This is a genomic window from Mycobacterium sp. P2_H7, assembly GCF_056403275.1.
Map to the genome: position 1 here is coordinate 61,368 of NZ_JBFUFU010000016.1, position 25,833 is coordinate 87,200.

The window sequence follows — 25,833 nt, forward strand, 5'->3', positions numbered from 1 at the left end:
TCACTGGGTGGCCAGCCAGTCGGTGAACCGGGTCGGGGCGAGCACCGCGTCCGGCCCGGTCACCAGGCTGTCCTGCCCGACGCCCGTGCCGAAATACGTCGCCGCCGGATCGACGACCACCGTGACGTCGGTGCCCCGCTGCGCCACCACCGCGCGCGCCATGTCGGCGAAGTCGATCTTGTCCGGGCCACCGATGTTGACGAGGCCGTCCAGCGGCGGCTTCTGCGCCACCGCCGCGACCTCCGCGGCCACGTCCGCGGACGCGATCGGCTGGATCCGGCCGGCGGGAGCGTGAATCTCATCGCGGGAGAGCAGGGAATCGGTGATGGCACCGGCGAATTCGTGGAACTGCGTGGCCCGCACGATGCTGTGCGGCAGCCCGGATTCGGTGATGATCCGCTCCTGGGCGACCTTGGCCCGCATGTAGCCGCTGTCGGGCAGGCCGTCGCACCCCACGATGGACAGCGCCACGTAGTGCCCGACGCCGGCAGCCCGCGCCGCCTCGACGAGATTCGTCGACGACGTGGTGAAGAACGCCAGCACCGCCTCGTCCGCGAAGGACGGCGAGTTGGTGAGATCGATCAGTACGTCGGCCCCGTCGACTGCCCCGGCCAGACCCTCGCCGGTCAGCACATTGGCCCCCGTGCTCAGCGAGGCGCCCACGACCTCATGCCCTGCGGCGGTGAGCAGCGCGGTGACCTGCGAACCGATCAGCCCGGATGCCCCGAAAACCGTGATCTTCATGTTCGTTCTCCTGTCTGTGGTCTGTTCCGGCTCTCAGCCTGCCGTGCCCGGCGCCAGTCCGAGCCCTTGGTAATCCGTAGTCGGTCCTACGCATCCCCGTGGATTACGTATACGGTCTAACTATGAGCGGAGTGTCGATCATCACAGGCGGTGCGGGCGGCATGGGACGGGCCACGGCGCAGATCCTCGGCCGGGACCACACCGTGGTCCTGGCCGACAACCGGCCGGACCGCCTCGACGCGGCGGCCGCCGAATTGTCCGGTCTCGGAGTGCAGGCCACCACGGTCGACTGCGATGTCACCGACCGGTCCGCGGTCGCGGCGCTGTTCGAGACGGCCGCCGGTCTCGGCGCCATCGCCTCGGTGATCCACGCCGCCGGCGTCAGCCCGAGCATGGGCGACGCCGATTACGTCATGCGCACCAACGCCCTGGGCACGGTCAACGTCAACGAGACGTTCTTCGCCACGGCGGGTGAGGGCTCGGTGATCGTCAACGTGGCCTCGATGGCGGCCTACCTGATGCCCGAGGAATTCATGCCGGCAGCCCAGTTCCCGCTGGCGCTGACGGATGCCGCGGCCTTCGCCGACGCGATGCGCGCGTCCTACGGGATCGCGCCCGAGGAGGCCCGCTCCGGGATGTCCTACGCCGTGAGCAAGGGCTTCGTGAAGTGGTACACCTCCTCGCAGGCCGAGCGCTTCAACGGCCGCGGCCTGCGGATCGTGTCGGTGTCCCCGGGCTCGGTGGACACCGAGATGGGGAAATTGGAAGCCGACGCAGGGGCGGGGGCCATGGTGGCCGACTTCGCGGTGCCGCGCTGGGGCAAGGCCGAGGAGATGGCCGAACTGTTCGCGTTCTGTGCCAGCCCGCGGGCCGGTTACCTGACCGGCACCGACATCCTCAACGACGGTGGGGTGGTGGCCTCGATGCGGGAACGGGCGCGGGTGTCGGCCGCGACGGCGTGAGCTACCAGACCCGGACGTAGTCGACGAGCATGTCGGCCGGGTAGGTGCCCGCGCCGGGATCGCCGCCGCCGGACCCGGCGACCGCCAGGTCGAGCACCGGAAACAGTTGGTAGCCAGGCTGATTGAACTGCCAATCCGGCAGTGCGTGTGCCGGGACGTTGAAATACGGCTGGGCCCCTGCGGCGTAGTCCCGCCAGAACCGCATCCCGGCGTCATCCCACTGCACGCGCCAGGTATGCCATCCGCTGTCCACACTGATGGTCTGGCTGACGTGCTCGCCGCCGTTGAGCTTGGCGTGCACGGCCGTTCCCGGAGCCCACTTACCGTTGCCGTACCACTCCATGATGTCGACCTCGCCACCGATGGTGGGGTCGTTGTTGGCCAGATACCAGGCCGGCCAACTGCCCGGGGTGAGGCAGTTCATCTTGATCCGGGCCTCCCAGTTGTGCCCGATCCCGCCCCGCCATTTGCCGAACAGCTTGCCGCTGTAGAAGGTGTTGCCGTCCTTGGCCGCGCGGAACACGAGATTGGACTTGCCGTCGATGAACACGTTGCGGCGGTCATCGCGGTATTGGCCGACGTTGCCGGGCAACTCCCAGAACGTCGGGTCTTCCATGGACTCGCGGGCCAGTGCCACTTCCCATTTCGAGGGGTCGGGCGCCGACCCGGCGGGGCCGTCGAACTCGTCGGCGAAGAGGTACCCCCCGGTCGGTGGGGCGGCGGGCGGGGGAGCAACAGGTGCGGCACCGGCCGTGGGTGCGGGCATGGCGGCGGTCAGCGCGCCGATGCCGGTCAGCAACATCATGTCTCGTCGGTTCATCAACGGGTTCCTTTCAGTCACCGGCCGACACGAGATCGGGAACCTGCGGCACGATGAGCACGGGGATGTCGGTGTGCGCGACGACCGCCGCCGCGACACTGCCCTGCAGGTGACCGAGAAATCCGTTGCGGCGGTGCGGTCCGAGCACGATCAGGCTTGCGTGGTGTTCCTTGGCCGTCGCGACGATGCCCTGCCAGGTTGGCGACGCTTCGACGGCCTTACTGCACACCTCGAATCCTGCCCCGGCGGCCAGCTGGGCGCCATAGGCGGCGGTCTGTTCGGCCGATCGCCGCACCTCAGCGGCTTTGTCGGCGTCTAGATGACGGCCGTCGGCGGGCGTGAACCCGACGTCGACGGGCTGCCAGACGCAGACGACGAGGGCTTGCCGGCCGGGCGGCAGGGCCGCCGCGGCAGCCGAGATGGCGGTGGCGGCCCGCTCGGAGCCGTCGTAGGCGATGACGACGGGGCCGGGCGACCCAGCGAACGACGGCGGCGCCGGAGCGGCGTGCACGGATTCGGCGACCGGCTCCGGTGCCGGCAGCCCACGGCGCAGCCGGGCCAGCAGCGGCGGCGAGTACCAGGCCGGTGATTCACCGTCCAGGAACAGGTCGAGGTCGGGGGTCTGCGGTCGGGCGCCGCTCAGGACGTAGACCACCACCCCGAAGACGGCACCGGCGATGGACAACCCGAATCCGATCCACAGGGCGATTCCGGTGCCGGTGACCAGGTCATCGGCAGCGGTCGAGGCGAAGTAGACGAAGATCGGCGCCACCATGAACGCCGCCACCGCGCGTAGCAGCTCGATGATCGCGAAGACCCGCTGCAAGCTGTTGGATTGCAGCGAGAAACCGGCGACGAACAGCGCCGGGGCCACCGTCGCGCCGAGTGCGAGGCCGGTCAACGCCGAGCCGAGCAGCGCGAGGTGCTGGTCACCCGGCAGCGAGAGTCGGAACACCAGGATCCCGGCCGCCAACAGGGCCATTCCGACCAGTGGCAGGTAGTGGATCGCCCGCCGGGAGATGACGATCCCGAACACGACGGCCATCACCACGGCGCCACCGAGTTCCGGCAGATAGAGCAGACCGACCTGAACCGGGCTGAAGCTCAGCAGGTAGACGTTGGCTGTCAGGACGGTGGCCGCCACCGAGGCGGCGGCGGCGAACAGCGCGACGCCGACACCGGCCACCGGGATGGCGCTGGTGAGCATGGTGCGGACGGTCAGCAGCGGCCGCTTGGCCCGGAACTGGTAGACGATCAGCACGACGATCAGCGCCAGGCCGCCCAGCATCGGCACGGTGACCGCCAGGTCGCCGAAGCCATGGGTGGTCAGCTGCGCGGCGCCGACGAAGGCGGCGGTGCACCCGGCGGCAGCAAGCAGGATCGCCCGCAGGTCACGGGGTGCGTCCAGATCGGCGGGCGGGGCGTCGTCGAAAGTGAGCGCGGCCAGGATCAGTGCCGTCAGCGCGATCGCGGCGACGATCCAGAACAGCGGGCGCCAGGCGTTCGCCGAGGCCTGGATGCCGCCGATGAAGGGGCCGAGCGCGACCGCCCCGAACACGCACATGTTCATGATGACGGCGGTATTGCGCAGCTTGTCGCGGGGAAAGCCGATGGTCAGCGGTGGGGCGGCCGCGATGAGCAGCATGCTGGTGGCCAGCCCCTGCAGGACGTGCCCGGTCATGAACATTCCGGCGTTGACAGCGGACGCGGCCAGAATCGAACCCACCACCAGCAGGACCGCGTAGCCGAGCAGCATCCGGCGCTGCGGGAGGTGCTGGGCGAACTGCACGGCGAGCACCGTGCCCACCGCGTAGGCCGCATTGCCCAGACCCGAACCGAGGCTCATCTGCTGGGCCGTCATGTGCAGGTCGGCGGAGATGAGCGGTACCAGGGGATCGAGCGCCGCCGACAGGGCGAGGTACGGGATGAGTGCGAACGTGACCATCGCGGCCACGGCCGGATACCGGCCGGCGAGGGGGCCCTGGCGCATCAGCACGCCCCGAAACTGTGAATTTGCTGGCAAATGCGCGCAGGGCGAGGCCGGCTGGTCATCCGGAATGGGTCGGCCACGTGTTGCTGCAACTCCTTCGAACGGGCATTTGTTCCGCGAACAACTCGCGGCAACGCCCTGGTGTCCACTCTTCGCTTCTATTACCCACGCCGAGAGACATTTTCACCGGTGGGGCGGGGCGCGGTAACAGCATCGTCAGCCGCGGAGACGGATCAATGCTAGCGGTCTGGGGCCAGGTAGGCCGACTCAGGTCGGGATCGAAGTGGCGAGCAAACACGATATTTCGTTTCCAAATACTAATTAGCTACCCACGTCACGTAACACCGGAACCGCGGGTGACGATCAAGTAGTCGTGATTCGTCGGGTAACAGCAGTGTTTGCGGGCGTGCTTCTCGCCTCAGGTCTCCTCGGTCTGCCCACCGGTTTTGCCTCGGCGGCGCCCGGCTGCGCGGACTACCACTGGATCGGCGCCGCCGGCTCCGGTCAGCGTGACGCCACCCACCTGGCCGCCAACGGCGGCATGGGTGACGTGGTCTATCAGTCGTTCCTGCAGCTGCAGAGTGCCCTGGCCGCGAGCGGGCGGACGATCACCGCCGAAGCCGTGGCGTACCCGGCCGCCCCCGTCCCCGTCGACGGTGGACTGCGCGGGTGGGCCAACTTCATGGACAGCGTCCACGACGGCACCGATGCCGCGGCGGATCAGCTGGAGGCCTTCAGCGAGCAGTGCCCCGCGACCAAGGTCGTGCTCGCCGGCTACTCGCAGGGCGCCATGGTGATTCACCGCAACCTGCACGACCTCGCCGATGATCCGCAGGTGGTGGCCGCGCTGCTGGTGGCCGACGGCGACCGGTTGCCGGTCGACACCACCATCAGCATGGGTTCGGCGGCGCTGGCCCGGGGGATCGGCAAGGGTGTCGCCCAAGAACATTCGTTCCTGGCGTCGACGGACACCTCGATGCTCCCGGCAGGCATCGGCGCGCGGACCGTCAGCGTGTGCGACATCGGCGACCCGGTGTGTGACTCCGTGCCCGATCAGGACGACATGTCGGTGACAGGTATCGCCATCCACACCGGCTACGCGCCGAGCGCCGCGGGCCCACATGCCTGGGGTGCCCCGCTGTACAACCTGGTGCTGGCCTCAGAGATGCAGCCCGCTCAAACCCTCCGGTAGCGGCTCGGTGTGCAGCACGCCGAGGCGCTGGGTGGCCCTCGTCAGCGCGACGTAGAGGTCGGCTGCCCCACGCACCCCGCCTGCCAGAATCGCCGCAGGCTCCACCAGCAGCACCGCGTCGTACTCCAGGCCCTTGGTCTCCGACGGCGGGACGGTGCCCGGCATGCCGGGCGGTCCGATCACCACGCTGGTACCGGGCAGTCGATCCTCTTCGGCAACGAATTGTGCTATCGCCGAAGGTAATTCGTCCGGGCTCACCCGGCGGGCCCATGGCTGGAAGCCCGATGCGCGCACCGATTCCGGCGGCGTCACCTCGGGTGCGAAATCCGCCAGCACCGACGCCGCGACGGCCATGATCTCCGCCGGCGTGCGGTAGTTCACCGACAACGAGCGGTACACCCAACGGCCCGGCACGTACGGTTCGAGCATCTCGCCCCACGACCGGGCGCCGGCTTCGGAGCGCCGCTGCGCCAGATCGCCGACGATGGTGAAGGACCGGGCGGGGCACCGGCGCATCAGCACCCGCCAGTCCATCGCGGACAGTTCCTGCGCCTCGTCGATCACCACGTGCCGGTATGTCCAGTCGCGATCGGCGGCAGCACGTTCGACGAGATCGCGAGTGTCGCGTTCGACGAACCGGTCGGCCAGGTCTTCGGCCGCCAGCACGTCCTGGGCCAGCAGCCGGTCCTCGTCGTCCATCAGTTCCTCGCGGGTGACCATGAGGTCCAGCACGCCCTTGGCGTAGTCCTCCTGCCGCTTGCGTTCGCGGGCGGCGGCCTTGTCGGCGGCCTGGTCCCGGCCGAGCAGATCGACCAGTTCGTCGAGCAACGGCACGTCCGACACCGTCCACGCGGCGCCGTCGGCGCGCCACAGCGACTCGTCGGCACCCGCCGCCTTCAGCCGTTCTTGCGACGAATAAAGCTGTGACAGAAGCGATTCCGGGGTCAGCAGCGGCCACAGTTGGTTGATCGCGGCGTGGAACGCGGCGCTCTCGGCCAGATTCTCGAGCAGGTCGGAGCGCATCTGCTCCCAGGCGCTCTTGTCCGACCTCGACAACCAGCCCTTGCCGATCCGTGCGATGGCCCGCTCGGTGAGGACGTAGGTGACGATGTCGATGAACACCGCGCGGGCCTGGTTGTGCGGGTGGCCACTGCCGCGGGCCTCCTCCCGGGCCCACTGTGCGGTCTCGGCGTCGATCCGGGTGGTGACGTCGGAGAGTTCGATGGTCAAGGGCTCGTCCGGAATGCGCTGCCGGTCGGCGACTGCCGCGGCCAGCACGTCGAGCATCTGCAGCGAGCCTTTGATCTTCGCGACGCCGGGCGCGTCCTCGGCGGTGACCCGCAGCCCGGGCACCAGATCGCCCGTGGTGGTGAAGACGACATCGGTCTCGCCGAGCGAGGGCAAAACCCGGCCGATGTGATCGAGAAAGGCCGGGCTGGGTCCGACGACCAGGGCACCGTGGCGTTCGATCTGTTCGCGGCGGGTGTAGAGCAGGTAGGCCACCCGGTGCAGGGCCACCACGGTCTTGCCGGTGCCGGGTCCACCCTCGATGACCAGCACGCCGGGGTGATCGAGCCGGATGATCTCGTCCTGCTCGGACTGGATGGTGGCGACGATGTCGCGCATGCCGTCGCCCCGTGGCGCGTTGACCGCCGCCAGCAGCGCGGCGTCACCGCCGGTGGTGGCGTCGGGTCGGCCCAGTGCCTCGTCGGTGAATCCGACCAGCGCACGGCCGAGCGTGCGGAACTGACGGCGCCGGCGCATGCTCTCCGGATTGGCCGCGGTGGCGGTGTAGAAGGCGCGGGACGCCGGGGCGCGCCAGTCGAGCAGCACGGGTTCGTAGCCGTCGCTCGGATCGAAGAGGCCGAGGCGCCCGATGTACAGCGCTTCGCCGTCCTCGGCATCGAGGCGCCCGAAGCACAGGCCGCTGTCGGCGACGTCGAGGCGGTTCATCTCCCTGGCCAGCGCGCGCACGCTGACGTCGCGATCCAGCAGGGTCGCCCCGTCCTGGGCGTCGATGTCTCCGCGCAGCGCGGCGTCGTAGCGGCGCTTCGCGGCCGCCCGGTCATTGTCCAGCCGGGTGTAGAGCCGATCCACGTATTGCCGCTCGGACCGCAGCTCGTCCTCGTATCGGCCATCGCCCGTGGTCACGGTTCCGGTAGTCACAGTTCCCCCCAACGCACCCGAACGCCCATGAGTTCCGGTTCAGGCCAACCAGTTCGAGTCAGTACCCCGGCCTTGCCGCAAGCCCCCCACCTCGCTATATGGTGGAAGGGGAGTCAGGCCCGCTGGGTGGCGTTCCCCGGCAGGCGCCGCTCGACGATACCCGTCAGCGTGGCCATCGCGCCGGGATCGCCGGTGACCTCCAGTTCACCGCGGGCGATGGCCTCGCCCAAGGTGACGTGCCTGCCGGCGATCGCCAGGAAGGTCGCGGCGGTAGTCCGGATGGTGACGTCGGCCTCGGGGCTCTCGCCCGCGGTGACGCGCATCCGGCCGCCCCGGACGCGCAGCCACGCGCTGCTGCCGTCGATGTGGAATTGGTAGATCGCAGCGAAATCGGCGGGCACCTCGTCGTCGTCCGCTGCCGCCAGGAAACCCAGCGCCCACTCGGCCCGGAACGTCTCGTCGCCGGAGTCCGCCCCGGCCATCTGGTGCCGGGCACCCCACAAGGCCAGCGGTACGGCGGCCTTGGCCAGCTCGACGCCGGACGGCGTCAGCTCATACGCGACCGCCGCGTTGGGCTGGTCGAGGATGAGCTTGCGTGCGACGACGCCGTCGGCCTCCAGTTGCCGGACGCGGGTGGCCAGCAGGCTGGTGCCGATCCCGGTGAGCGCATCGGCCAATTGGGTGTAGCGCTTCGGCCCGGACGCCAACTCCCGCACGATCAGCAGCGTCCAGCGTTCCCCCACCACGTCGAGAGCGTGGGCGAGACCGCAGAACTGGCCGTAGTTGCGTCTGGACATGACCGCCAACCCTACCGGAGTGCTCCTGAATGTATGTGCGAACTGAAATAACATAGTGCGTACTTCAAAATCTTATGTTACGTTTCCGGCAGTTGAGAAGAGGGGAAGATCCCATGGCTGCATTGACTGGTTCAGGTAACCCGGCGAGAGCGCGCCGGCTGGTGATGACATTGCTCAACGTGTTCGCGCGCGAGTGGATCGCCGAATCGCAGCGGTCGGAACCCGGCGTGAAACGTCGGCGGTACTACCCGCCCAAGCGGGACCGCGTCATCGAAGACGCGGCGATGTCACGTGAGATGTACCGGCTCTGATCCCAGGCGTCTGTCGAGCACCGACAGCGTGCGCCCGGCCCAGCGGATGTTCTCCTCTTCGAAGGCGATACCGCGCAGCAAGGTCAGATACGGTCCGATCCGCGCGCTGTCGGCGAGGAAGTCGTCCTCGTCGCGACCGCCGAGTAGGCGCAGGCGCATCCGCTCATAGCGTTCGAGTTTGTCCGTCGACCAGCGCAGTTGCTCGGCGACCAGCTCGCGGACCGCGACCGGGTCGCCGCCGTCGAGGGCGTTGACCTTGATGAGCAACTCGTTGCGGAACGTCGAGGGCTTGGGCGGCGCGGCCGTGAACGCCACGATGGCGGCATGTCCGGCCGGCGTCAGGGAGAAGACCCGTTTGGTGGGGCGGCGTTCCTGCTGCACCACCCGCGCCTCGATCAGGCCGTCGGCGGCGAGGCGGTCCAGTTCGCGATAAAGCTGCTGCGGGGTGGCGGTCCAGAAGTTGGCCACCGAGGCATCGAACGACTTGGCCAGGTCATAACCCGACGATTCGCCGCCGAGCAGGGCGGCCAGCACCGCGTCACGTAGTGCCACGGCGCTAGTGTACTGTCATCCGCACCTATTCAACAAAGTGACTATATGAGGTGCCGGATGCATCCTTTCCGTCAGGCCGTCGAAGCCCGGGATCCCGAGGCGATGGCCGCCCAGCTGGCCGACGACGTCGTGTTCACCAGCCCGGTGGCGTTCAAGCCGTACCCGGGTAAACCGCTCACCGCCGCGATCCTGCGCGGGGTCTTGCGAGTCTTCGAGGACTTCCGCTACATCCGCGAGATCAGCGACGGCGCCGACCACGCTCTGGTCTTCGAGGCCACGGTGTCGGGGAAACGGATCACCGGCTGCGACTTCATCCACACCAATGCCGACGGGCTGATCGACGACTTCATGGTGATGGTCCGTCCGCTCTCCGGTGCGCAGGCACTGTCGGAGGCGATGGCGGCGCAATTCCCGCAGATCCAGCAGGAAGCTTCGTTCCTGGGGGCAGGAGCGCAGCGACCCGGGGGAGAGGGTTCCCAGTGAAGATCGGGCTCGGCATCAACTACGCCGGCGGATTCAAGGAGGTGGCCGCCGAGGTCGCCGATCTGGAACGCGCCGGCCTGGACATCGTCTTCGTCCCGGAGGCGTACTCGTTCGACGCCGTGAGCGCGCTGGGCTATCTGGCCGCCAGTACCCAACGGGTGCAACTGGCTTCGGGCATCATGCAGCTCTACACCCGCACACCCACCCTGACCGCGATGACGGCGGCCGGCCTGGACTACGTGTCCGACGGCCGGTTCATCCTGGGGCTCGGGGCATCCGGACCGCAGGTCATCGAGGGCTTCCACGGGGTGCCCTACGACGCGCCGATCGCCCGCACCCGTGAGGTGGTGCAGATCTGTCGGCAGGTGTGGCGCCGCGAACGGGTGCAGTTCGACGGCGAGCACTACACCATCCCGCTGCCGAAGGACCGCGGCACCGGGCTGGGCAAACCGCTGAAGTTGATCAACGAGCCTGTCCGGGAACGGATCCCGGTGCTGCTCGCGGCGTTGGGGCCCAAGAACGTCGAGCTGACGGCCGAGATCGCCGAGGGCTGGCAGCCCATCTTCTTCCTGCCAGAGAAGGCCGCCGACGTCTGGGGCACGTCATTGCAGGCCGGGCGTGCCAAGCGGGATCCCGCGCTGGGCGAGCTGGACGTGTATGCCGGACCGGTGCTCGCCATCGGTGACAACGTCGAACCGTTGCGGGAGTTCATCAAACCCCACCTGGCGCTGTACATCGGTGGGATGGGCGCCAAAGGCAAGAACTTCTACCACTCACTGGCCACCAGCTACGGCTACGGCCCGCAGGCCGACCGCATCCAGGAGCTCTACCTGGCCGGCGACAAAGAGGCCGCCGCCAAGGCGGTGCCCGACGATCTGGTGCGCGACGTATCCCTGGTCGGCTCAGCGGGATTCGTCAAGGAGCGGGTCGCAGCGTTCCGGGAGGCGGGCGTCACGGCACTCAACGTCGTGCCGATCGCCGAGACACCTGCCGCCCGGATCACGCTGATCGAACAGTTGCGCAATCTGGTCTAGCCGTGTGTGGACGCCTGGTTCACGGGCTGCGCCGTCCGCTGGTTGCCCAGGTGGCCGACCACATAGTCGGCCGCCTGATCGACCAGGCCGCGATCGATGTAGGTGCCGTGGGCGCCTTGGTCGTGGCCGTCCGGTGAGCACACCGGATCCTCCGCGATGCACACGTCGTCGGTCTTGCCGACGTACCGGGAGCCGACGGTGATCGGCGGCGCGCCGGTGTAGATCATCTGCAGGAAGCCGCTGGACGGCTTGCCGAACAACGCGACGGCCGCGACGTGGTCGGCGACGTCGGCGGGCATCGGTCCGGTCAGGCCCGGCGGCAGTGCGAAGCCCTGCGGCACAGCGTCGGCGGTGATGTACGCGGCCACCGCCGCGCCCTGCGAGTAACCGCCGAGCACGATCTTGGTGTTCGGGCAGGCCGCCGCCGTGGCGATGACCTTGTTGCTGGCGTCGATGACACCATCGGCCGCCGTCGAGAAATCGATCGATGCGGGGTAGTTCACCGCGTACTCCTCCACGGACTTGCCGGGTGCCTTGGCTCGCACCGAATCCACGAAGGCCCGCCCGACACCTCCGACACCGGCGGGCTCAAATGTGCCGCGCGCGAACACCACCTGCACGTCCGGACACGGGTCGGCGGCAGCCGTCCCCGCCGCGACCAGCGAACCCGCCGCCGCGAACAATGTCGCAGCTCCCGCGCCCAACCAACGATCAATCCGATTCATCTCGCCGCTCCACACTTCGTCCCCAACCCGCGGCGGCGCCGGTGCCCCGCGATAAGCACGGTCCGGATACCCAGGAACTTCACATCCGAATCATTGCCGAATGTGATGCCCGGCACGCTCAGTCGAGTCGGCCGGCCCCGACGATCCGTACCACCGGTGATCCTTCCTCATCCGAGGCAGGCAGGTCCACCTCGATATCGAAGCCCCAGTCGTGGTCACCCGCCGGATCGTCCAAGATCTGGCGGACCCGCCACACCTCCGGTTGACGGTCGAAGATCAACATGGCGGGTCCGCGGGCGTCGGCGCCGGTGCCCACATCGTCGTGCTCGGCAAAATACGCCGCGCCCACCTCTTCCCAGCGGTGCGCGGGCCACCCGGAGCCGGCATCCATCGCGCCGAGGTCGGACCAGCGACCGCGCGCGAACAACTCGACCCGCCGGAACAACGCATTGCGCACCATCGCGGTGAACGCCCGGACATTGCCGGTCAGCGCCCGCACCGGCACCGTCACCGGCGCAGCCTCGGGATGCGCACCGCTGGTGAGCTCTTCCCATTCGTCGAGCAGGCTCGAATCAACCTGTCGGACAAGCTCACCCAGCCATTCGACGATGTCGGCGACATCCTCGGTGCGGGCTGCCGCCGGAACTCCGGAGCGCAGCGCCTTGAACGCGTCGGAGAGATACCGCAGCACCGCACCCTCCGAGCGGGTCAGGCCGTACTCGCTGACGAACTCCCGGAAGGTCTGCGCCCGCTCCCACATCTCGCGCACCACCGACTTCGGCGCCAGCTTCCCGTCGGCGGCCCACGGATTGGTACGCAGGTACACCTCGAAGGTGTACTGCAGCATCTCCTGCAGCGGCTTGGGGTAGGTCACCTCGTCGAGCAACTCGATGCGTTCGTCGTACTCGATGCCGTCGGCCTTCATCTGCGCGACGGCTTCGCCGCGGGCCTTGTTCAACTGCGCGGACAGGATCTGCCGGGGATCCTCCAGCGTGGCCTCGATCACCGAAACCACATCCAGCGCATAGGTTTCGGCGTCGACGTCGAGGACGTCCACCGCGGCCAGGGCAAACGTCGACAGTGGCTGGTTCAGCGCGAAATCGGGTGGCAGGTCGACGGTCAGCCGGTATTGCCTGCCGTCGGCCTCCGGTTCGGGGAGCCGTTCCAGAATGCCGGCCTGCAGCAGCGAGCGGGCGATGCCGACCGCTTCCAGGATCAGCTTGAGCTGACGTTTGCGCGGCTCGTGATTGTCGGTGAGCAATCGGCGCATCGACTCGAACGGATTCCCCGGGCGATCGACGACATCCAGGATCATCCCCGTCGAGACCCGCATGGTGCTGGTCAACGATTCCGGCGCGGCCTCCACCAGTCGTGTCATGGTCGCCTCGCTCCACGGCACCATGCCCTCGGGTACCTTGCGGCGCACCAGCTTTCGCCGCTTCTTCGGGTCGTCGGCGACTTTCGCGAACTGCTTGAGGTTCTCCACCTCATGGTCGGGCGCCTGGACGACGACGGTGCCCGCGGTGTCATAGCCCGCGCGGCCCGCGCGGCCGGCGATCTGATGGAATTCCCGGGCGCTGAGCAGCCGGGTGCGGGTGCCGTCGTACTTCGACAGCGCGGTGAACACCACGGTCCGGATCGGCACGTTGATGCCCACGCCCAGAGTGTCGGTGCCGCAGATGATCTTCAGCAGGCCGGCCTGGGCGAGTTGTTCGACGAGGCGCCGGTATTTGGGCAGCATGCCGGCGTGGTGCACGCCGATGCCGTGGCGCACCAACCGGGACAGCGTGGCGCCGAAGGCGGTGGAGAAGCGGAAGGCGCCGATGTGTTCGGCGATCGCGGCCTTCTCCTCCTTGGTGCACACGTTGACACTCATCAGGGCCTGGGCGCGTTCCAGGGCGGAGGCCTGGGTGAAGTGCACGACGTAGATGGGCACCTGCTTGGTGGCCAGCAGTTCCCCGATGGTCTCGTGCATCGGCGTGCTGGCGTACGAGTAGTACAACGGCACCGGGCGTTCCGCGCCGGCCACCAGTGCCGTCGGCCGGCCGGTGCGCCGGGTCAGGTCCTCCCGCAGGAACGTGACGTCGCCGAGGGTGGCCGACATCAACAGGAACTGTGCGCGCGGCAGTTCCAGCAGCGGCACCTGCCACGCCCAGCCGCGGTCGGGGTCACCGTAGAAGTGGAACTCGTCCATCACCACCAGGCCGATGTCGGCCCCGGCACCTTCCCGCAGGGCGACGTTGGCCAGGATCTCGGCGGTGCACGCGATGATCGGGGCGTCGGCGTTGACCGAGGCGTCGCCGGTCAGCATGCCGACGTTGTCGGCCCCGAACACCTCACACAGCGCGAAGAACTTCTCACTGACCAGGGCCTTGATCGGGGCGGTGTAGAAACTGACGCGGTCCGTCGAGAGCGCCGCGTAGATCGCCCCGGTGGCCACCAGCGACTTACCGGAACCGGTGGGCGTGGCCAGCACCACGTTCGCGCCGCTGACCATTTCGATCAGGGCCTCTTCCTGCGCGGGGTACAGGGTCGTGCCCGCCTCCTCGGCCCAGGCGGCGAATGAGGTGAACAGTTCGTCGGGGTCGGTGTCAGGCGCAGGCAACAGGGTTTTCATGTCTGCTCCAGCCTGCCTGACCGACCTGCCTCGCGCGCACGACGGGTCGAATACGATTTGCCCGTGTCGCTCACCGAGGGCCAGGTCTTCGCCGGATACACCATCCGGCGACTGCTCGGCGCGGGTGGGATGGGCAGCGTGTACCTGGCCGACCATCCGCGGCTGCCGCGCCAGGATGCGGTGAAGGTCCTCGCGGCGACGCTGACCGCGGATCCGGAGTACGCACCGCGGTTCCGGCGCGAGGCGGATCTGGTGTCCACGCTGTCGCACCCCAACATCCTCGGCGTGTATGACCGCGGCGAAGTCGACGGCCAGCTCTGGATCTCGATGGTCTACGTGGCGGGCACCGACGCGGCCCGGCTGTTGCGTGACCACTATCCCAACGGGATGCCCGCGCACGTGGCGTTGCCGATCATCGCCGGCGTCGCCTCGGCGCTGGACTATGCGCATCAGCGCGGCCTGTTGCATCGAGATATCAAGCCGGCCAACATCTTGCTGGAATCCGACACCTCGCGGATCTATCTGGCCGACTTCGGCATCGCCCGCCCGATGGACGACTCGACGAAGCTGACCGCGACCAACATGGCGGTCGGAACGGTCGCCTATGCCGCACCCGAGCAGTTGCGCGGCGAGCCGATGGATGGGCGTACCGACCAATACGCGTTGGCCTGCACCGCATTTCATCTGCTCACCGGAACCACGCCGTACGCCGACAGCAACCCAGCGGTGGTGATCACCAGGCACGTCACCGCGCCTGCCCCGTCCCTGGGCGCCCGGCGCCCGGACCTGCGCGGGCTGGATCCGGTACTGGCCAGGGCGATGGCCAAGACCCGCGAAGCCCGGTACCCCAGCTGTCAGGAATTCGCGCATGCACTGCAATACCAACTGAATGCGCCTATCGAGGATCACCGCAGCCAGCCCACCTCGACCGCCGTCACGCCGCCGCCCACGCAGGCGTCCAGCACCCCGCCGGCACCGAAGCCTGTCTCCAAAGGTGTCTCCAAGCCACTGATCGCGGTGCTGTCGGTCCTCGCCCTGATCCTGGTCGCCGGTGGTGTCTTCGCCGGGACGCGACTGCTGTCGCGCGACGACCAGCCGGCCGCAGGACCGGCGCCGTCGGCCGCCCCCACCGCGCAGGTGGCCACCGGATCCGGTTTCACCGGCCTGTACCGGGCCGACTTCGGGCCCGGTACCGACCTGGAAGGCAACCCGGTTCCGGGCGCACCGGCGACCACCGGCACCTACGACGTCCGCTCCGGGTGCGGTGCAGGCGGGTGCATCGCGACCGCGTCCTATGTCGGGGAGAGCGGCATCGTGCTGGTCTCGGACATGACCTTCGACCTGATCGCCGGCGACTGGGTCGCCGTGGCCACCGCGTCCGTGCAGTGTCCCGATGTGCCCACCGAGGTGTGGGTGGTCTACACCCTGACGCCGCAACCCGACGGAACGCTCACCGGTGAGACCGCCAGATCCACCGCGAACAACTGCGGAAGCGGCAAGCGGACGGTGACGTTCACCCGCACCGGCGAGAACGAGCGCAGCACGCTGCCCGACCCGACCACCCTCCCGCCACGGGTGACGTCTCCGGCGTCGGGTCTGCGCGGGCGCTATCACGAGTCCACGGTGTACGCGAACGGCGGCTACGCGCCCGGGTCGCCGGACCTGCAGGTGCGCACCCACTGTCTGCGCACCGGTGACCGGTGCATCAGCATGTTCCACGCGATCGACGGCGTCGTGACCCTGGTGTTCGCCGACGGCAAATGGGTGCGCAACGAAGAGGGCATCGTCCCGTGCGCCATGGGCGGTACGACCAACACCAAGATCACCGCCGAGTACCCGTTGACGGGCGATGCGCAGGATCCGATCCCCGTGCTGTCCGGCAAAGGGCAGAACATCTCCACCGGCGGCGAATGCAAGGGCGGAGATTTCACGGACAAGTTCGTCCGCACCGGCGATTAGCGCGCTAGGGTCGGATCGCAATGACTACATCAGATGCGTTGCGGCCCAGGGTGAAGCACGCACTGGTCCTTGCCAGCGTGGTGGCCCTTGCCGCATGTTCGCACACCAGTGACCCTTCGGCGCCCACCAATTCGGTTGCAGCGCCCACGGCTACGCCGCCGCCGATCGTCAGTCCCACCCTGCTCAACGTGGGCAGCTACCCCACGGCGCCGCGACCCCCGCTCGGTAACGCGGGCTCCGTCGAGGCCGGTGTGGCAGCGGACGCGCGCGGGATGGCCGAGTTCGTCATCGGGCCCTGGGACGTCGACAAGACGCTGGTCAAGCCGTACCTGAGCGCTTATTACATCCTGACCACTCCGCTCCTGCTGGCACAGTTGGGCCCGGAGGCCATCGCGACGGCCGCGCAGGAACACGGATTCGTCAACGGCTTCGCCTCCGCGCGCAGTTCGGACAAGGCGGTCTTCGTCAACGCGGTGTTGCGATTCCCCGACCCCGCGGCCGCCACCGCCGCCGCGACGGCGATGGCAGACGCCGCCGCTGCGAGTCCCGTCGGTGGGGCCCAACCGCAGCGCGCCCCCGTGCCAGGCCATCCCGAGGCGGCCGCCGTCAGTTACGACTTCACTCCGCACGGCGCGGATCACCCGTGGTCGGTGGTGCGGTCGTTCACCCCGCACGGCACGTTCGTATTCATGCAGCTGGCCCAGGACGCCGACGGCCGGGATGCCGCCGCGGCTCTGATCACCAAGGCGATCGACACACAGGGACCGGCGATCGACAAGTTCACCCCGGCCGGCCTGCCGGCGTTCGCCGAGGTCCCGCTCGACCCGACCGGCCTGCTGGCCCGCACCATCCCGCTGGGCGGGGAGGTCAGTGCCAGCAAGAACGCCGTGTATCCAGCCAAGGCGGCCATGCACTTCCAGACCGATCCGGTGGCATCCAAGACACTGTTCTCCGACACCGGGGTGACCATGGTCGCCATGGGCAAGGCGAACGTCTACCAGGCCAAGCAACCGCTGACCGCACTGATGATCACCAACGGTTTCAACGCCGAGGTGCTGTCGGAGGGGGCCACACCGGCCGACGCGGTGCAGGCACTGCCCGAAAGTCATTGCGCCGCACGCCCGAAGAGCTTCTACTGCGTGGCCCCGGCGGGTCAGTACGCGATCGAGGCGACCGGTGCCGAACTGCCGGATGTCCAGCAGTTGGTGGCCGCCCAGTACGTGTTGCTCACGGCCAAGTGAGAGGTTCGGTCAACAGAACCGGCGCCTGAGCCATGAAGCGCGGGCGGCGGCCATGATGGCGGTCCGCCGCGTGGACGGTGAGTGGATGCAACACGAACATGTCCCCGGGGTGCCCCGGGGGGGAGGCCCCCGGGCGGCTCGTGCTGGCGGCGGCGACGCGTTCGCCCGCCGTCACCGCATCCATCGGTTCCGTACCGAGCACTCCGCCCGCGTCATGGTGTGACCCGACGCGGATGCGGGTGGGGGCGTCCGGAGCGCCGACTTCCGACAGCAGGGTCAGCAACAGAACGGTGTGGGGGCGCCCGGATACCGCCCACGAGCCGTCCGGGAGCGGTGTGTTGTGGTCGATGTGCCAGCCGCGGTCATCGGTGTCCGGTTCCAGAGGGAATCGAATGGCGATGTTGCCCAGCGATGCTCGCGGTATCCAGCGATCCGCGCCGACCAGGTCGTCCAGTGTGTCCGCCAAGGCGGAATGGCGGGTGAGCGCGCCGAACGGGGCAGCTCCGGCCAGATCGGCGGTCCACACCACCGGACGTGTCCATTGCCGAGGGTGATGCGGTGCGAGCCCGATACGTTCCCACAGCAGCGCCTGGGCGGCGAGGGCGTCCTCGCGCACCGCGGCGCCGTCGATCCGGACGTAGCCGTCGCGACGGAAGGCGTCGACGTCGGTCATCGTCTCAGCGTGCCCCGGCGCCGGTGCCCGGCGCCACTGGTTTTTCGCGCTACCGGATGGCCAGCCCGGTGATCGCGCGGGAGATCACCAGGCGCTGAATCTCGCTGGTGCCTTCGAAGATGGTGAAGATTTTCGCGTCGCGGTGCATGCGCTCCACCGGATAGTCACGGGTGTAGCCGTTGCCGCCGAGGATCTGGATGGCCTCGTCGGTGACATACACGGCGGTCTCGCTGGCCACCAGCTTGGCCATCGACCCTTCGGCGTTGTCGAAGTTCTGATTGTTGCGTGCCATCCACCCGGCGCGCCACACCAGCATCCGGGCGGCGTCGATGCGGCACTTCATGTCGGCGAGCTTGAACGCGACGGCCTGGAATTCGCCGATCTTGCGGCCGAATTGCTCACGCTGGCTGGCGTAGTCGAGTGCGTACTCGTAGGCGGCGCGCGCCACACCGACCGCCATGGCGCCGACGGTGGGTCGGGTGCGTTCGAAGGTCTTCATCGCGGCCTGTCCGCCGGCCGATGCACCCGACTTGACGCGGGCGACCCGCTCCTCGAACTTCTCGCGGCCGCCGAGGATCAGGTCCTCGGAGAGGCGGACATTGTCGAGGACGACCTCGGCGGTGTGCGAGGCGCGGATACCGTGCTTCTTGAACTTCTGACCCTGGGTCAGGCCGTGGGTGTCGGGCGGGATGATGAACGTGGCCTGCCCACGGGATCCGAGCTCCGGGTACACCGACGCAACCACGATGTGCACGTTGGCGATACCGCCGTTGGTGGCCCAGGTCTTGGTGCCGTTGAGTACCCATTCGCGGGTCGCTTCGTCATAGCGCGCCCGGGTGCGGATGGCGCCGACGTCGGAACCCGCGTCGGGTTCCGAGGAACAGAACGCACCCAGCTGCGGCTCGCCCGGTGTGCCGAACATCGCGGGCAGCCACAGGCCGATCTGCTCGGGAGTTCCGTTGCCCGCCAACGCCGCAGCGGCCAGGCCGGTACCCAGGATGGACAGCGCGATGCCGGCGTCACCCCAGAACAGCTCCTCGAAGACGGTGATGAATCCCAGCCCGCTCGGCTCGGCGGCCTGCGTCCCGAAGAACTCGGGGGAGTACAGCCCGACCTTGGCCGCTTCGGCGATGATCGGCCACGGCGTCTCCTCGCGCTCATCCCATTCGGAGGCGGCGGGCCGCACGATCTCGGCGGCGAACTGGTGTACCCAGTCGCGCACCTCGATGACGTCGTCGGACAGTTGGAGCGAGAAGGTCATGTGAACTCCTGAATCAGTGTGGTGCTCAAGGTTTCTTGGGGATGGTGTGGCGTTCCAGGACGGCGGTGGTCTGGTCCACCCAGGCCTCGAAATAACGGTCGTCGTCGACGTTGCCGGGGGTGCGGTTGGTCAGTGCGCGCAGCGTGACGTTGTAGCAGAGCGAGGCGATGGCGACCGACGCGGCGGCTTCCGGATCGGGAATCGCGGTGCGGCCGGCCCGATTCGACGCGGAGAGTTCGTCGGCGAAACGTTGGTAGGCGTTGTCGGTGATGACCTGCCACGTCTTCTCGTCCAGGTCGCCGAGCTCGTCGGGTTCGCGAAGCATGACCCGCAGCAACTCTTCGCTCTCGGTGAGGTTGTTCCAGATCAGCTGGCCTGCGGTACGTACCGAGGCCTCCACGCCCTTCTGGTCGCCGGAGTCGTACTGCTCGCGGGCGGTCACGATCTTCTCGATGCGGCTGGCGACGGCGGCCTCCAGCAGCGCACGTTTCGAACTGAAGTGCTTGTAGAGCGCACCGGAACCCGGCGCCAGTCCGGCCGCCTGCTGGATATCGGCCACCGACGTCGCCCCGTAGCCCTTGGCAGCGAACAGCTGCAGCGCGGTGGCCATGAGTTGATCGCGGCGGGAGGCGGTCACAGGTGAGAGAGTACTCACTCACCATGCGGGCGGCAAATGCCCCTCTGCCACGCCCGTACCCTCGGTGGGTATGACGGACACGCGGTCACCGGCCGCCGCGCTGCTGGCCCATGCGGGTGGCGTGCGCGGCCTCATCCACACCGCGCTCCCGGTCACTGTGTTCGCCGCCACCTCGGCGCTGGCAGGGTTGGTCCCCGCGGTCGCCGCCGCCGTCGGTGTCGCGGTGGTGATCCTGGTGTGGCAGCTGGCGCGCCGCGAGTCCATCCGTCCCGCGCTGTTCGGTTTCGGCGGTGTGCTGCTGTGTGCCGGCCTGGCGTTCATCACCGGTCAGGCCAAGGACTTCTACCTGCCCGGCATCTGGATGTACCTCGGCATGGCGATCGCCTTCACGGTGTCGGTGCTCATCCGGCGCCCACTCGTCGGTGTCGTGTGGGCGCGGGTCACCGGGCGGGACGGCAGCTGGCGCGGGGTCCGACGGGCCCGGCTGGCCTTCGACACCGTCACCGTGGTGATGGCGCTGGTGTCCTGGACCCGGTTCTTCGTCCAATACCACCTGTACGACTCCGATCAGGCCGAGCTGCTCGCGATCGCCCGCGTCGCGATGGGCTGGCCGGTGTTCGTGGTCACCTCGTCGTTGATCTACCTGGCCATTCGCACGGCGATCCGGGCGGTACCGCACCCGGCCGACTGACGCCAGCGAACACCAGGTGGGCATGAATCACCTGCCCGGCGGGTACCCGCCACGCATGACGACTGCCGGTATGCGGCTCAACGACCGCGATATGGCCGACGCCCAACACGTCATAGGGGCGGTGGCTTCGGCGTTCTCCGCCAAAGTGGTGGGCCAGGAACATCTGCGGGAGTCGATCCTGCTGGGGTTGCTCGCGGGCGGCCACCTGCTGATCGAGAGCGTCCCGGGCCTGGCAAAGACCACGGCGGCGCGCGTCGTCGCCGAATCCGTGCACGGCGGCTTCCGGCGCATCCAGTGCACGCCGGACCTGCTGCCCAGCGACATCATCGGTACCCAGATCTATGACGCCACGGCCAACACGTTCGTGACCCAACTCGGGCCGGTGCACACCAACATCGTGCTGCTCGACGAGATCAACCGGTCCAGCGCCAAGACGCAGAGCGCGATGCTGGAGGCGATGGAGGAACGCCAGACCACCATCGCCGGCGTGGAATACCCCATACCCGAGCCGTTTCTCGTCATCGCGACCCAGAATCCGGTGGATCAGGAAGGCACCTATCCGCTCTCGGAAGCCCAGACCGACCGCTTCATGCTCAAGGACATCGTCCGATACCCGACGATCGACGACGAGGTCGAGATCATCGCGCGGATGGACACCGGGCTGTACGACAAGGACCATCACACCGCCCCGGTCGTCGGCATCGAGGACATCCGCAGAATTCAGCAGGCGGTGCGCGGCGTGCATCTGGACCGGGCCCTGATCCAGTACGCCAGCACCCTCGTCGCGGTGACCAGGGCACCCGACGGGCAGCTGCCCGCGAACATGGCCCGGCTCATCGAGTACGGCGCCAGCCCCCGCGCCACCATCGCCTTCTGCCGCACCGCCCGTGCCCTGGCGGTGCTGCGCGGCCGCGGGCACGTCGTGCCCGAGGACATCGCGGACGTCGCGCACCGGGTGCTACGACACCGCCTCATCCTCGGCTTCGAGGCGGCCAGCGCCAGGATCACGCCCGACTCGGTGGTCGACGCGGTGCTGCGCGCCGTCCGCGTGCCCTGACCCGACATGGGCAGGCATTTAGACAGCGCGAGAGCGCATTTCGGCCGTGACGCCGGCGGTCTGCTCGACGGCGGACGCTACGCGTTGGTGCACACCCGCAGCCTGGAACTCGATGACCTCCGGCCGTATGTGCCGGGCGACGATGTCCGCGACATCGACTGGAAGGCCACCGCCCGCTCCGGCCACACGTTGATCAAGCGGTTCGTCTCCGAGAAACACCACAAGGTCCTGGTGGTCGCCGACACCGGACGCAACATCACCGCCCTGGCGCCGTCCGGAGAGCGCAAACAAGAGGTGGCGCGCAACGTGATCGGCGCGGTCGGGTTGCTGACCGTGCCCCGTTCCGACCAGATCGGCATGGTCCTCGGCGACGCCAGGGGCTGTGTCGACATCCGGTTGCGCCGCGGCGAGACACACATCGAATACCTGCTGCACCGCTTCCACCACCACAGCACCACCACACCGGCGGCCAGTAACATCGCCGTCCAGTTGAATTGGGTGGCAAAGCATTACCGGCACCGGCTGCTGATCGTGGTAGTGGCCGACGAACCCGACCCCAGTCCCGAGCTGGCCGAGGTGCTGACCCGGTTGACCGCCCGGCACGACCTGATGTGGGCGATGATCTCCGATCAGCCCGCGGTGTCCTCCGCCGAGGACGAACGGGCCGGCTTCGACATCGCGGGCGGCACGTTCGTACTCAGTGGTGCCGAGCTGGGAGCCGGTGTCGTGCAGGCCTACCGCGAGTCCGAAGAGCAACGACGCCAGCAAGTTTCGGAGTTCCTCACCACGCACGCGGTCGTGCACACGGACTTCGCGGGGAGCGCGGGCATCAGGTCGGGCCTGACGGCGATGACGGAGGTGTATGCCCGTGCCCGATGATCTGCTCCGCTACGTCACCGGGCCGCAACCCTACGCGCAGGTCTGGCTGTGGGTCGCCGTGTTCTGCCTGGCCGTCCTGATCATCTGGTACGCAGCCGTTTTCGCGCTGACCGCGCCTGGCAGACGGCTTCCCGAGGTGCGGGTGCTGTCGGGTGCGCGCGATCATCTGATCAAGCGCCGGTCCGCGCGCGCCATCCGGGCCATCGCGGTGCGCTATCGCCGCGGCGAGCTCGCGCCGGCGCCGGCGGGTGCGGCCGTCAGCGCAGAAGTGCGCCGCTTCCTGCACCGGATCACCGGTCTGCGGGCCGAATACATGCAACTGGGCGCCATCGCCGACAGTGAACTGGCCTCCGCCGCAGCGGTGTTGGCGGACCTGGTCGACGCGCAGTTCAACGCGGACTCCGCGGTGGACGTCGGCGACGTCAGCGACCGCGCCGAGGAACTGGTCCGCACATGGACCTGAGATGGTGGATCGTCGCGATCGCCGGGTGCGTGGCGCTCGCGGTCGGAATCGGCGCGGCGGTCCTGTGGCCGACGGGCGCCGAGCGGCGACAGTTGCGTCCGCTGGCCAACACCGCCCGGCTGACCCGGCTGCCGCAGTACCGCCGGGCCGTCCGGCTGCGGACCCTGCGGCTCGCGGTGACCGCGATCCTGCTGGTCACCGGGTTCGCCGCGGCGGTCCTCGCCGCGGGCAGGCCCACCGGACTGCCCTCTGCGGCAAACGATCACACCGTGCGGTCCGCCGGCGACATCATGGTCTGCACGGGCGCCCCATCGACCGACCCGGCGGTCGCCGCAACGCTGCAGTACTTCGCCGAACAGGTCACCACCCTGGGCGCCGAACGGATCGGGCTGACCTCGGCGAACCGCCGCGCCGTCCCATTGACTCGTGACTACCAATATGCCGCCGCGCAATTCGCCGAGCTGGCCCGGTCCGGCAGCGACGGCCGGTTGATCGCCGATGTCACCTACACCGACTACGCCACAAGTGTCGAGGACGTGCTGGCGATGTGCCTGACCGGCTTCCCGGATTTCGGCGCCCCGGCCCCGAGTCCACGGTCCCTCATCTACGTGGGACCCGGGACGCTTCGGCAGCCGAATGAGGTTCGGCCGCAGCTGTTCACCGCGGACCGGCTTCGGGATATGGCCACGGCGGCAGGAGTTCAGGTGAACGCCATCGTATCGGGCCAGGACACCGCAACCATCGACACCCTGGTCCGATCGACCGGCGGCCTGTTCCATCCAGGCGCCGGTGCGGCTGCGGCACAGCTGGACGAGATCCGGGCGCATCCGCCGGCGCCGGGTGAGGCCGAGCACGTCGCGGCGCGGACCCTCGAATCACCGGACATCCCACTGGTGTTGGCGCTGCTGGCGGTCACCGGCCTGCTGGTGTTCTCGCGGGTGGTGCGGCGATGACCTTCCTGCCGGTGGTGAACCCGATCGTCCTGGCCGCGCTGTGCGCGGTGATCGTCCTGTGTAGCGCCGCGGCGCTGCTGCGGATCCGGGCTGCCGGGTGGCCGCGGAAACCGTTGTGGCGCTGGGCCGCTGTCACCTCGGCCGCCGTGCTGCTCGCGCTGGCCTGCTGGCGTCCCGTCGTCGGGGGTGACGTCCAGGCGAGGCCGGTGGGGGACACCGCCCCGAGTGTGTTCGTGGTGCTGGACCGGTCCCCGGACATGCGCACCGACATGGCCGCGGCCCGCGCCGACGTGGACGCGCTGATCGACCGCTACCCCGGCGCCCGTTTCGCACTCGTCACATTCGCGGCCGAGCCGTCGCTGGACTGGCCGCTGTCGGCCGACACCTGGAGTCTGCGTCCGGTGGTCTCGGCCGTGCGGCCCTACGCCGAGAACGCCGACGCCCTGAGCCAGGCGAATGCCGGGGCCGCGGGCACCGTCCTGCGCTACCAGCTGATCAGCGCGCGCCAACAGTACCCACGCGCGGACAACCTGGTGTTCTACCTAGGTGCCGGGGCACCCGGATCACGTCTTCCGACAAGACCGTTCGACCTTCCTGCCGGTGCGGTCGATGGCGGCGCCGTTCTCGGCTACGGCACATCCGGAGGCGGCGCGCTGCAACAGGTCGCCGGTCAGATCGGGGTGCCCTTCCTGCCACGAGCGGACGCCGGGCCCCTGGATGCGGTGCTACCGCAGGACACGAGCGGCGGGCAGGACGACGCGCTGACCGCCGCGCGATTCATCGAAACATATTGGGCGCCGGCAGGTATCGCGGCAGTGCTGCTCCTCGCGGAACTGGTCGTGATCCTGCGTGAATTCCGTCGTACCCGGTCCGTCGACGTCGGGGCACTGCGGTGAGGCGGCGGCTGCTGCTGTGGTCGGCACCCGTGGTGGTGCTGATCGTCCTGCTGATGGTGAAGGCGGTCTCCGTCGTGGTGCTCGGCAACTCGGCCGAACGGCACTTCGCCGAAGGCGATCAGGAAGGCCTGCGCACGGACGTCGCCGGGCTCGGAGTGCTCAACGTCCTGGAGCCGGCCAACGCGCCGTTCGCCGACGGGGCACTCGCGGTTCTGGGCGGCCGGCTCGACGCCGCCGACGACCGCTTCTCGGCCGCGCTCGACGGCACGGACGCGGCGGCATCGTGCCCGGTCCGGGTCAACCTCGAGCTGGTTCGCGAGACACTGGGCGACCGGGCAGCAGGCATCTTCGACCCGGACATGGCGGCGCGGCAGTACCGCAGCGCGCTCGAGGCCGTGCGGGGAGCACCGTCCGGGTGCTTCGCCGGTAACGCCGATCCCGACCCCGGTCGGCGCGCGGTCCTCGATGGCGCTGCCGCCCGGCTGGAGGACAAGTTGCGGGCGCTCGCGACCCTGCCCCCACCGCCACCACCACCCCCGCCGGCGGTGGCCGCCCCGGCGCCCGCCCCGATCGTCGGGACGTCGCCCACCGAACAGGAGCCCGCGCGGCAGCTGGATCCCGGCGCCGGCGATCCCGTGGAGCGGTTGCAGCAGATCCTGCGCGACGCGCGAGGTTAGCCCGAACGTCATCAGTTCGATCCTGTCGCGTGCGTTAATAAGCGTGATATCCG

Annotated in this window: 25 protein-coding genes; 14 read left to right on the plus strand and 11 right to left on the minus strand. The window is 68.8% G+C overall.

Going from position 1 to position 25,833, the window contains the following annotated elements:
* Complete coding sequence (locus AC1DY7_RS23630; protein ID WP_477496159.1) at window positions 1–744, minus strand: SDR family oxidoreductase; 744 nt, start codon at window positions 742–744, stop codon at window positions 1–3.
* Window positions 745–866: 122 nt separating this feature from the next.
* Here AC1DY7_RS23630 and AC1DY7_RS23635 point away from each other — a divergent pair, with 122 nt between their 5' ends.
* Window positions 867–1,706 carry an SDR family NAD(P)-dependent oxidoreductase gene (locus tag AC1DY7_RS23635; protein ID WP_477496160.1) on the plus strand — a complete coding sequence of 280 codons (840 nt, stop codon included), beginning with the start codon at window positions 867–869 and terminating at the stop codon, window positions 1,704–1,706.
* A gap of 1 nt (window position 1,707) precedes the next feature.
* Here AC1DY7_RS23635 and AC1DY7_RS23640 read toward each other — a convergent pair whose 3' ends face one another.
* Both AC1DY7_RS23640 and AC1DY7_RS23645 read right to left on the minus strand, forming a co-directional pair.
* Complete coding sequence (locus AC1DY7_RS23640; protein ID WP_477496161.1) at window positions 1,708–2,526, minus strand: glycoside hydrolase family 16 protein; 819 nt, start codon at window positions 2,524–2,526, stop codon at window positions 1,708–1,710.
* Between the two features lie 13 nt (window positions 2,527–2,539).
* On the minus strand, window positions 2,540–4,516 hold the full coding sequence (locus tag AC1DY7_RS23645; protein WP_477496194.1) for an MFS transporter: 1,977 nt from the start codon (window positions 4,514–4,516) through the stop codon (window positions 2,540–2,542).
* A gap of 406 nt (window positions 4,517–4,922) precedes the next feature.
* Between AC1DY7_RS23645 and AC1DY7_RS23650 the strand changes: the two genes are divergently transcribed.
* A complete protein-coding gene (locus tag AC1DY7_RS23650; protein WP_477496162.1) occupies window positions 4,923–5,708 on the plus strand; it encodes a cutinase family protein in 786 nt (261 codons plus the stop codon).
* Here AC1DY7_RS23650 and helR read toward each other — a convergent pair.
* Window positions 5,676–7,859, minus strand: coding sequence for an RNA polymerase recycling motor ATPase HelR (gene helR, locus AC1DY7_RS23655; protein ID WP_477496163.1), 2,184 nt, complete (start codon window positions 7,857–7,859; stop codon window positions 5,676–5,678). The genes AC1DY7_RS23650 and helR overlap by 33 nt on opposite strands.
* A gap of 128 nt (window positions 7,860–7,987) precedes the next feature.
* On the minus strand, window positions 7,988–8,671 hold the full coding sequence (locus tag AC1DY7_RS23660; RefSeq protein WP_477496164.1) for a winged helix-turn-helix transcriptional regulator: 684 nt from the start codon (window positions 8,669–8,671) through the stop codon (window positions 7,988–7,990).
* Between the two features lie 113 nt (window positions 8,672–8,784).
* Between AC1DY7_RS23660 and AC1DY7_RS23665 the strand changes: the two genes are divergently transcribed.
* The gene (locus tag AC1DY7_RS23665) at window positions 8,785–8,982 is read left to right on the plus strand and encodes a hypothetical protein (RefSeq protein WP_477496165.1); all 198 of its coding nucleotides are present in this window, start codon (window positions 8,785–8,787) and stop codon (window positions 8,980–8,982) included.
* Here AC1DY7_RS23665 and AC1DY7_RS23670 read toward each other — a convergent pair.
* A complete protein-coding gene (locus AC1DY7_RS23670) occupies window positions 8,959–9,534 on the minus strand; it encodes a PadR family transcriptional regulator (RefSeq protein WP_477496166.1) in 576 nt (191 codons plus the stop codon). The genes AC1DY7_RS23665 and AC1DY7_RS23670 overlap by 24 nt on opposite strands.
* Window positions 9,535–9,591: 57 nt before the next feature.
* On the opposite strand from AC1DY7_RS23670, the gene AC1DY7_RS23675 reads away from it, so the two are divergent.
* The gene (locus AC1DY7_RS23675) at window positions 9,592–10,017 is read left to right on the plus strand and encodes a nuclear transport factor 2 family protein (protein ID WP_477496167.1); all 426 of its coding nucleotides are present in this window, start codon (window positions 9,592–9,594) and stop codon (window positions 10,015–10,017) included.
* Window positions 10,014–11,051 carry an LLM class F420-dependent oxidoreductase gene (locus tag AC1DY7_RS23680; protein ID WP_477496168.1) on the plus strand — a complete coding sequence of 346 codons (1,038 nt, stop codon included), beginning with the start codon at window positions 10,014–10,016 and terminating at the stop codon, window positions 11,049–11,051. The genes AC1DY7_RS23675 and AC1DY7_RS23680 overlap by 4 nt, the downstream gene beginning before the upstream one ends.
* On the opposite strand, the gene AC1DY7_RS23685 is transcribed toward AC1DY7_RS23680, so the two are convergent.
* Window positions 11,048–11,776, minus strand: coding sequence for a cutinase family protein (locus AC1DY7_RS23685; RefSeq protein WP_477496169.1), 729 nt, complete (start codon window positions 11,774–11,776; stop codon window positions 11,048–11,050). The two genes, AC1DY7_RS23680 and AC1DY7_RS23685, sit on opposite strands and share 4 nt — an antisense overlap.
* A gap of 118 nt (window positions 11,777–11,894) precedes the next feature.
* On the minus strand, window positions 11,895–14,393 hold the full coding sequence (locus tag AC1DY7_RS23690; protein ID WP_477496170.1) for a DEAD/DEAH box helicase: 2,499 nt from the start codon (window positions 14,391–14,393) through the stop codon (window positions 11,895–11,897).
* A 63-nt stretch (window positions 14,394–14,456) separates the two neighbouring features.
* Here AC1DY7_RS23690 and AC1DY7_RS23695 point away from each other — a divergent pair, with 63 nt between their 5' ends.
* Both AC1DY7_RS23695 and AC1DY7_RS23700 read left to right on the plus strand, forming a co-directional pair.
* Window positions 14,457–16,352 carry a serine/threonine-protein kinase gene (locus tag AC1DY7_RS23695; RefSeq protein WP_477496171.1) on the plus strand — a complete coding sequence of 632 codons (1,896 nt, stop codon included), beginning with the start codon at window positions 14,457–14,459 and terminating at the stop codon, window positions 16,350–16,352.
* Window positions 16,353–16,372: 20 nt separating this feature from the next.
* On the plus strand, window positions 16,373–17,593 hold the full coding sequence (locus AC1DY7_RS23700; RefSeq protein ID WP_477496172.1) for a DUF7373 family lipoprotein: 1,221 nt from the start codon (window positions 16,373–16,375) through the stop codon (window positions 17,591–17,593).
* Here AC1DY7_RS23700 and AC1DY7_RS23705 read toward each other — a convergent pair.
* From AC1DY7_RS23705 to AC1DY7_RS23715, 3 genes are read right to left on the minus strand one after another with little or no spacing between them, the layout of a single operon-like run.
* Entirely contained in the window at window positions 17,580–18,266 is a 687-nt protein-coding gene (locus tag AC1DY7_RS23705) for a phytanoyl-CoA dioxygenase family protein (RefSeq protein WP_477496173.1), read from the minus strand. The genes AC1DY7_RS23700 and AC1DY7_RS23705 overlap by 14 nt on opposite strands.
* A gap of 49 nt (window positions 18,267–18,315) precedes the next feature.
* Window positions 18,316–19,527, minus strand: a complete 1,212-nt coding sequence (locus AC1DY7_RS23710) for an acyl-CoA dehydrogenase family protein (RefSeq protein WP_477496174.1) — start codon at window positions 19,525–19,527, stop codon at window positions 18,316–18,318.
* Window positions 19,528–19,552: 25 nt separating this feature from the next.
* Window positions 19,553–20,137 (minus strand): TetR/AcrR family transcriptional regulator, encoded by a 585-nt coding sequence (locus tag AC1DY7_RS23715; RefSeq protein WP_477496195.1) that lies wholly within the window; start codon window positions 20,135–20,137, stop codon window positions 19,553–19,555.
* 97 nt (window positions 20,138–20,234) lie between these two features.
* On the opposite strand from AC1DY7_RS23715, the gene AC1DY7_RS23720 reads away from it, so the two are divergent.
* From AC1DY7_RS23720 to AC1DY7_RS23750, 7 genes are read left to right on the plus strand one after another with little or no spacing between them, the layout of a single operon-like run.
* A complete protein-coding gene (locus tag AC1DY7_RS23720) occupies window positions 20,235–20,855 on the plus strand; it encodes a DUF3159 domain-containing protein (RefSeq protein ID WP_477496175.1) in 621 nt (206 codons plus the stop codon).
* Between the two features lie 55 nt (window positions 20,856–20,910).
* Complete coding sequence (locus tag AC1DY7_RS23725; RefSeq protein WP_477496176.1) at window positions 20,911–21,912, plus strand: AAA family ATPase; 1,002 nt, start codon at window positions 20,911–20,913, stop codon at window positions 21,910–21,912.
* A 6-nt stretch (window positions 21,913–21,918) separates the two neighbouring features.
* Window positions 21,919–22,791 (plus strand): DUF58 domain-containing protein, encoded by an 873-nt coding sequence (locus AC1DY7_RS23730; protein ID WP_477496177.1) that lies wholly within the window; start codon window positions 21,919–21,921, stop codon window positions 22,789–22,791.
* Window positions 22,775–23,254 carry a hypothetical protein gene (locus AC1DY7_RS23735; protein ID WP_477496178.1) on the plus strand — a complete coding sequence of 160 codons (480 nt, stop codon included), beginning with the start codon at window positions 22,775–22,777 and terminating at the stop codon, window positions 23,252–23,254. The genes AC1DY7_RS23730 and AC1DY7_RS23735 overlap by 17 nt, the downstream gene beginning before the upstream one ends.
* A complete protein-coding gene (locus AC1DY7_RS23740; RefSeq protein ID WP_477496179.1) occupies window positions 23,245–24,207 on the plus strand; it encodes a hypothetical protein in 963 nt (320 codons plus the stop codon). Before AC1DY7_RS23735 ends, AC1DY7_RS23740 begins: the two co-directional genes overlap by 10 nt.
* Entirely contained in the window at window positions 24,204–25,103 is a 900-nt protein-coding gene (locus tag AC1DY7_RS23745) for a vWA domain-containing protein (protein ID WP_477496180.1), read from the plus strand. Before AC1DY7_RS23740 ends, AC1DY7_RS23745 begins: the two co-directional genes overlap by 4 nt.
* Entirely contained in the window at window positions 25,100–25,780 is a 681-nt protein-coding gene (locus AC1DY7_RS23750) for a hypothetical protein (RefSeq protein WP_477496181.1), read from the plus strand. The genes AC1DY7_RS23745 and AC1DY7_RS23750 overlap by 4 nt, the downstream gene beginning before the upstream one ends.
* Window positions 25,781–25,833: the final 53 nt, after the last annotated feature.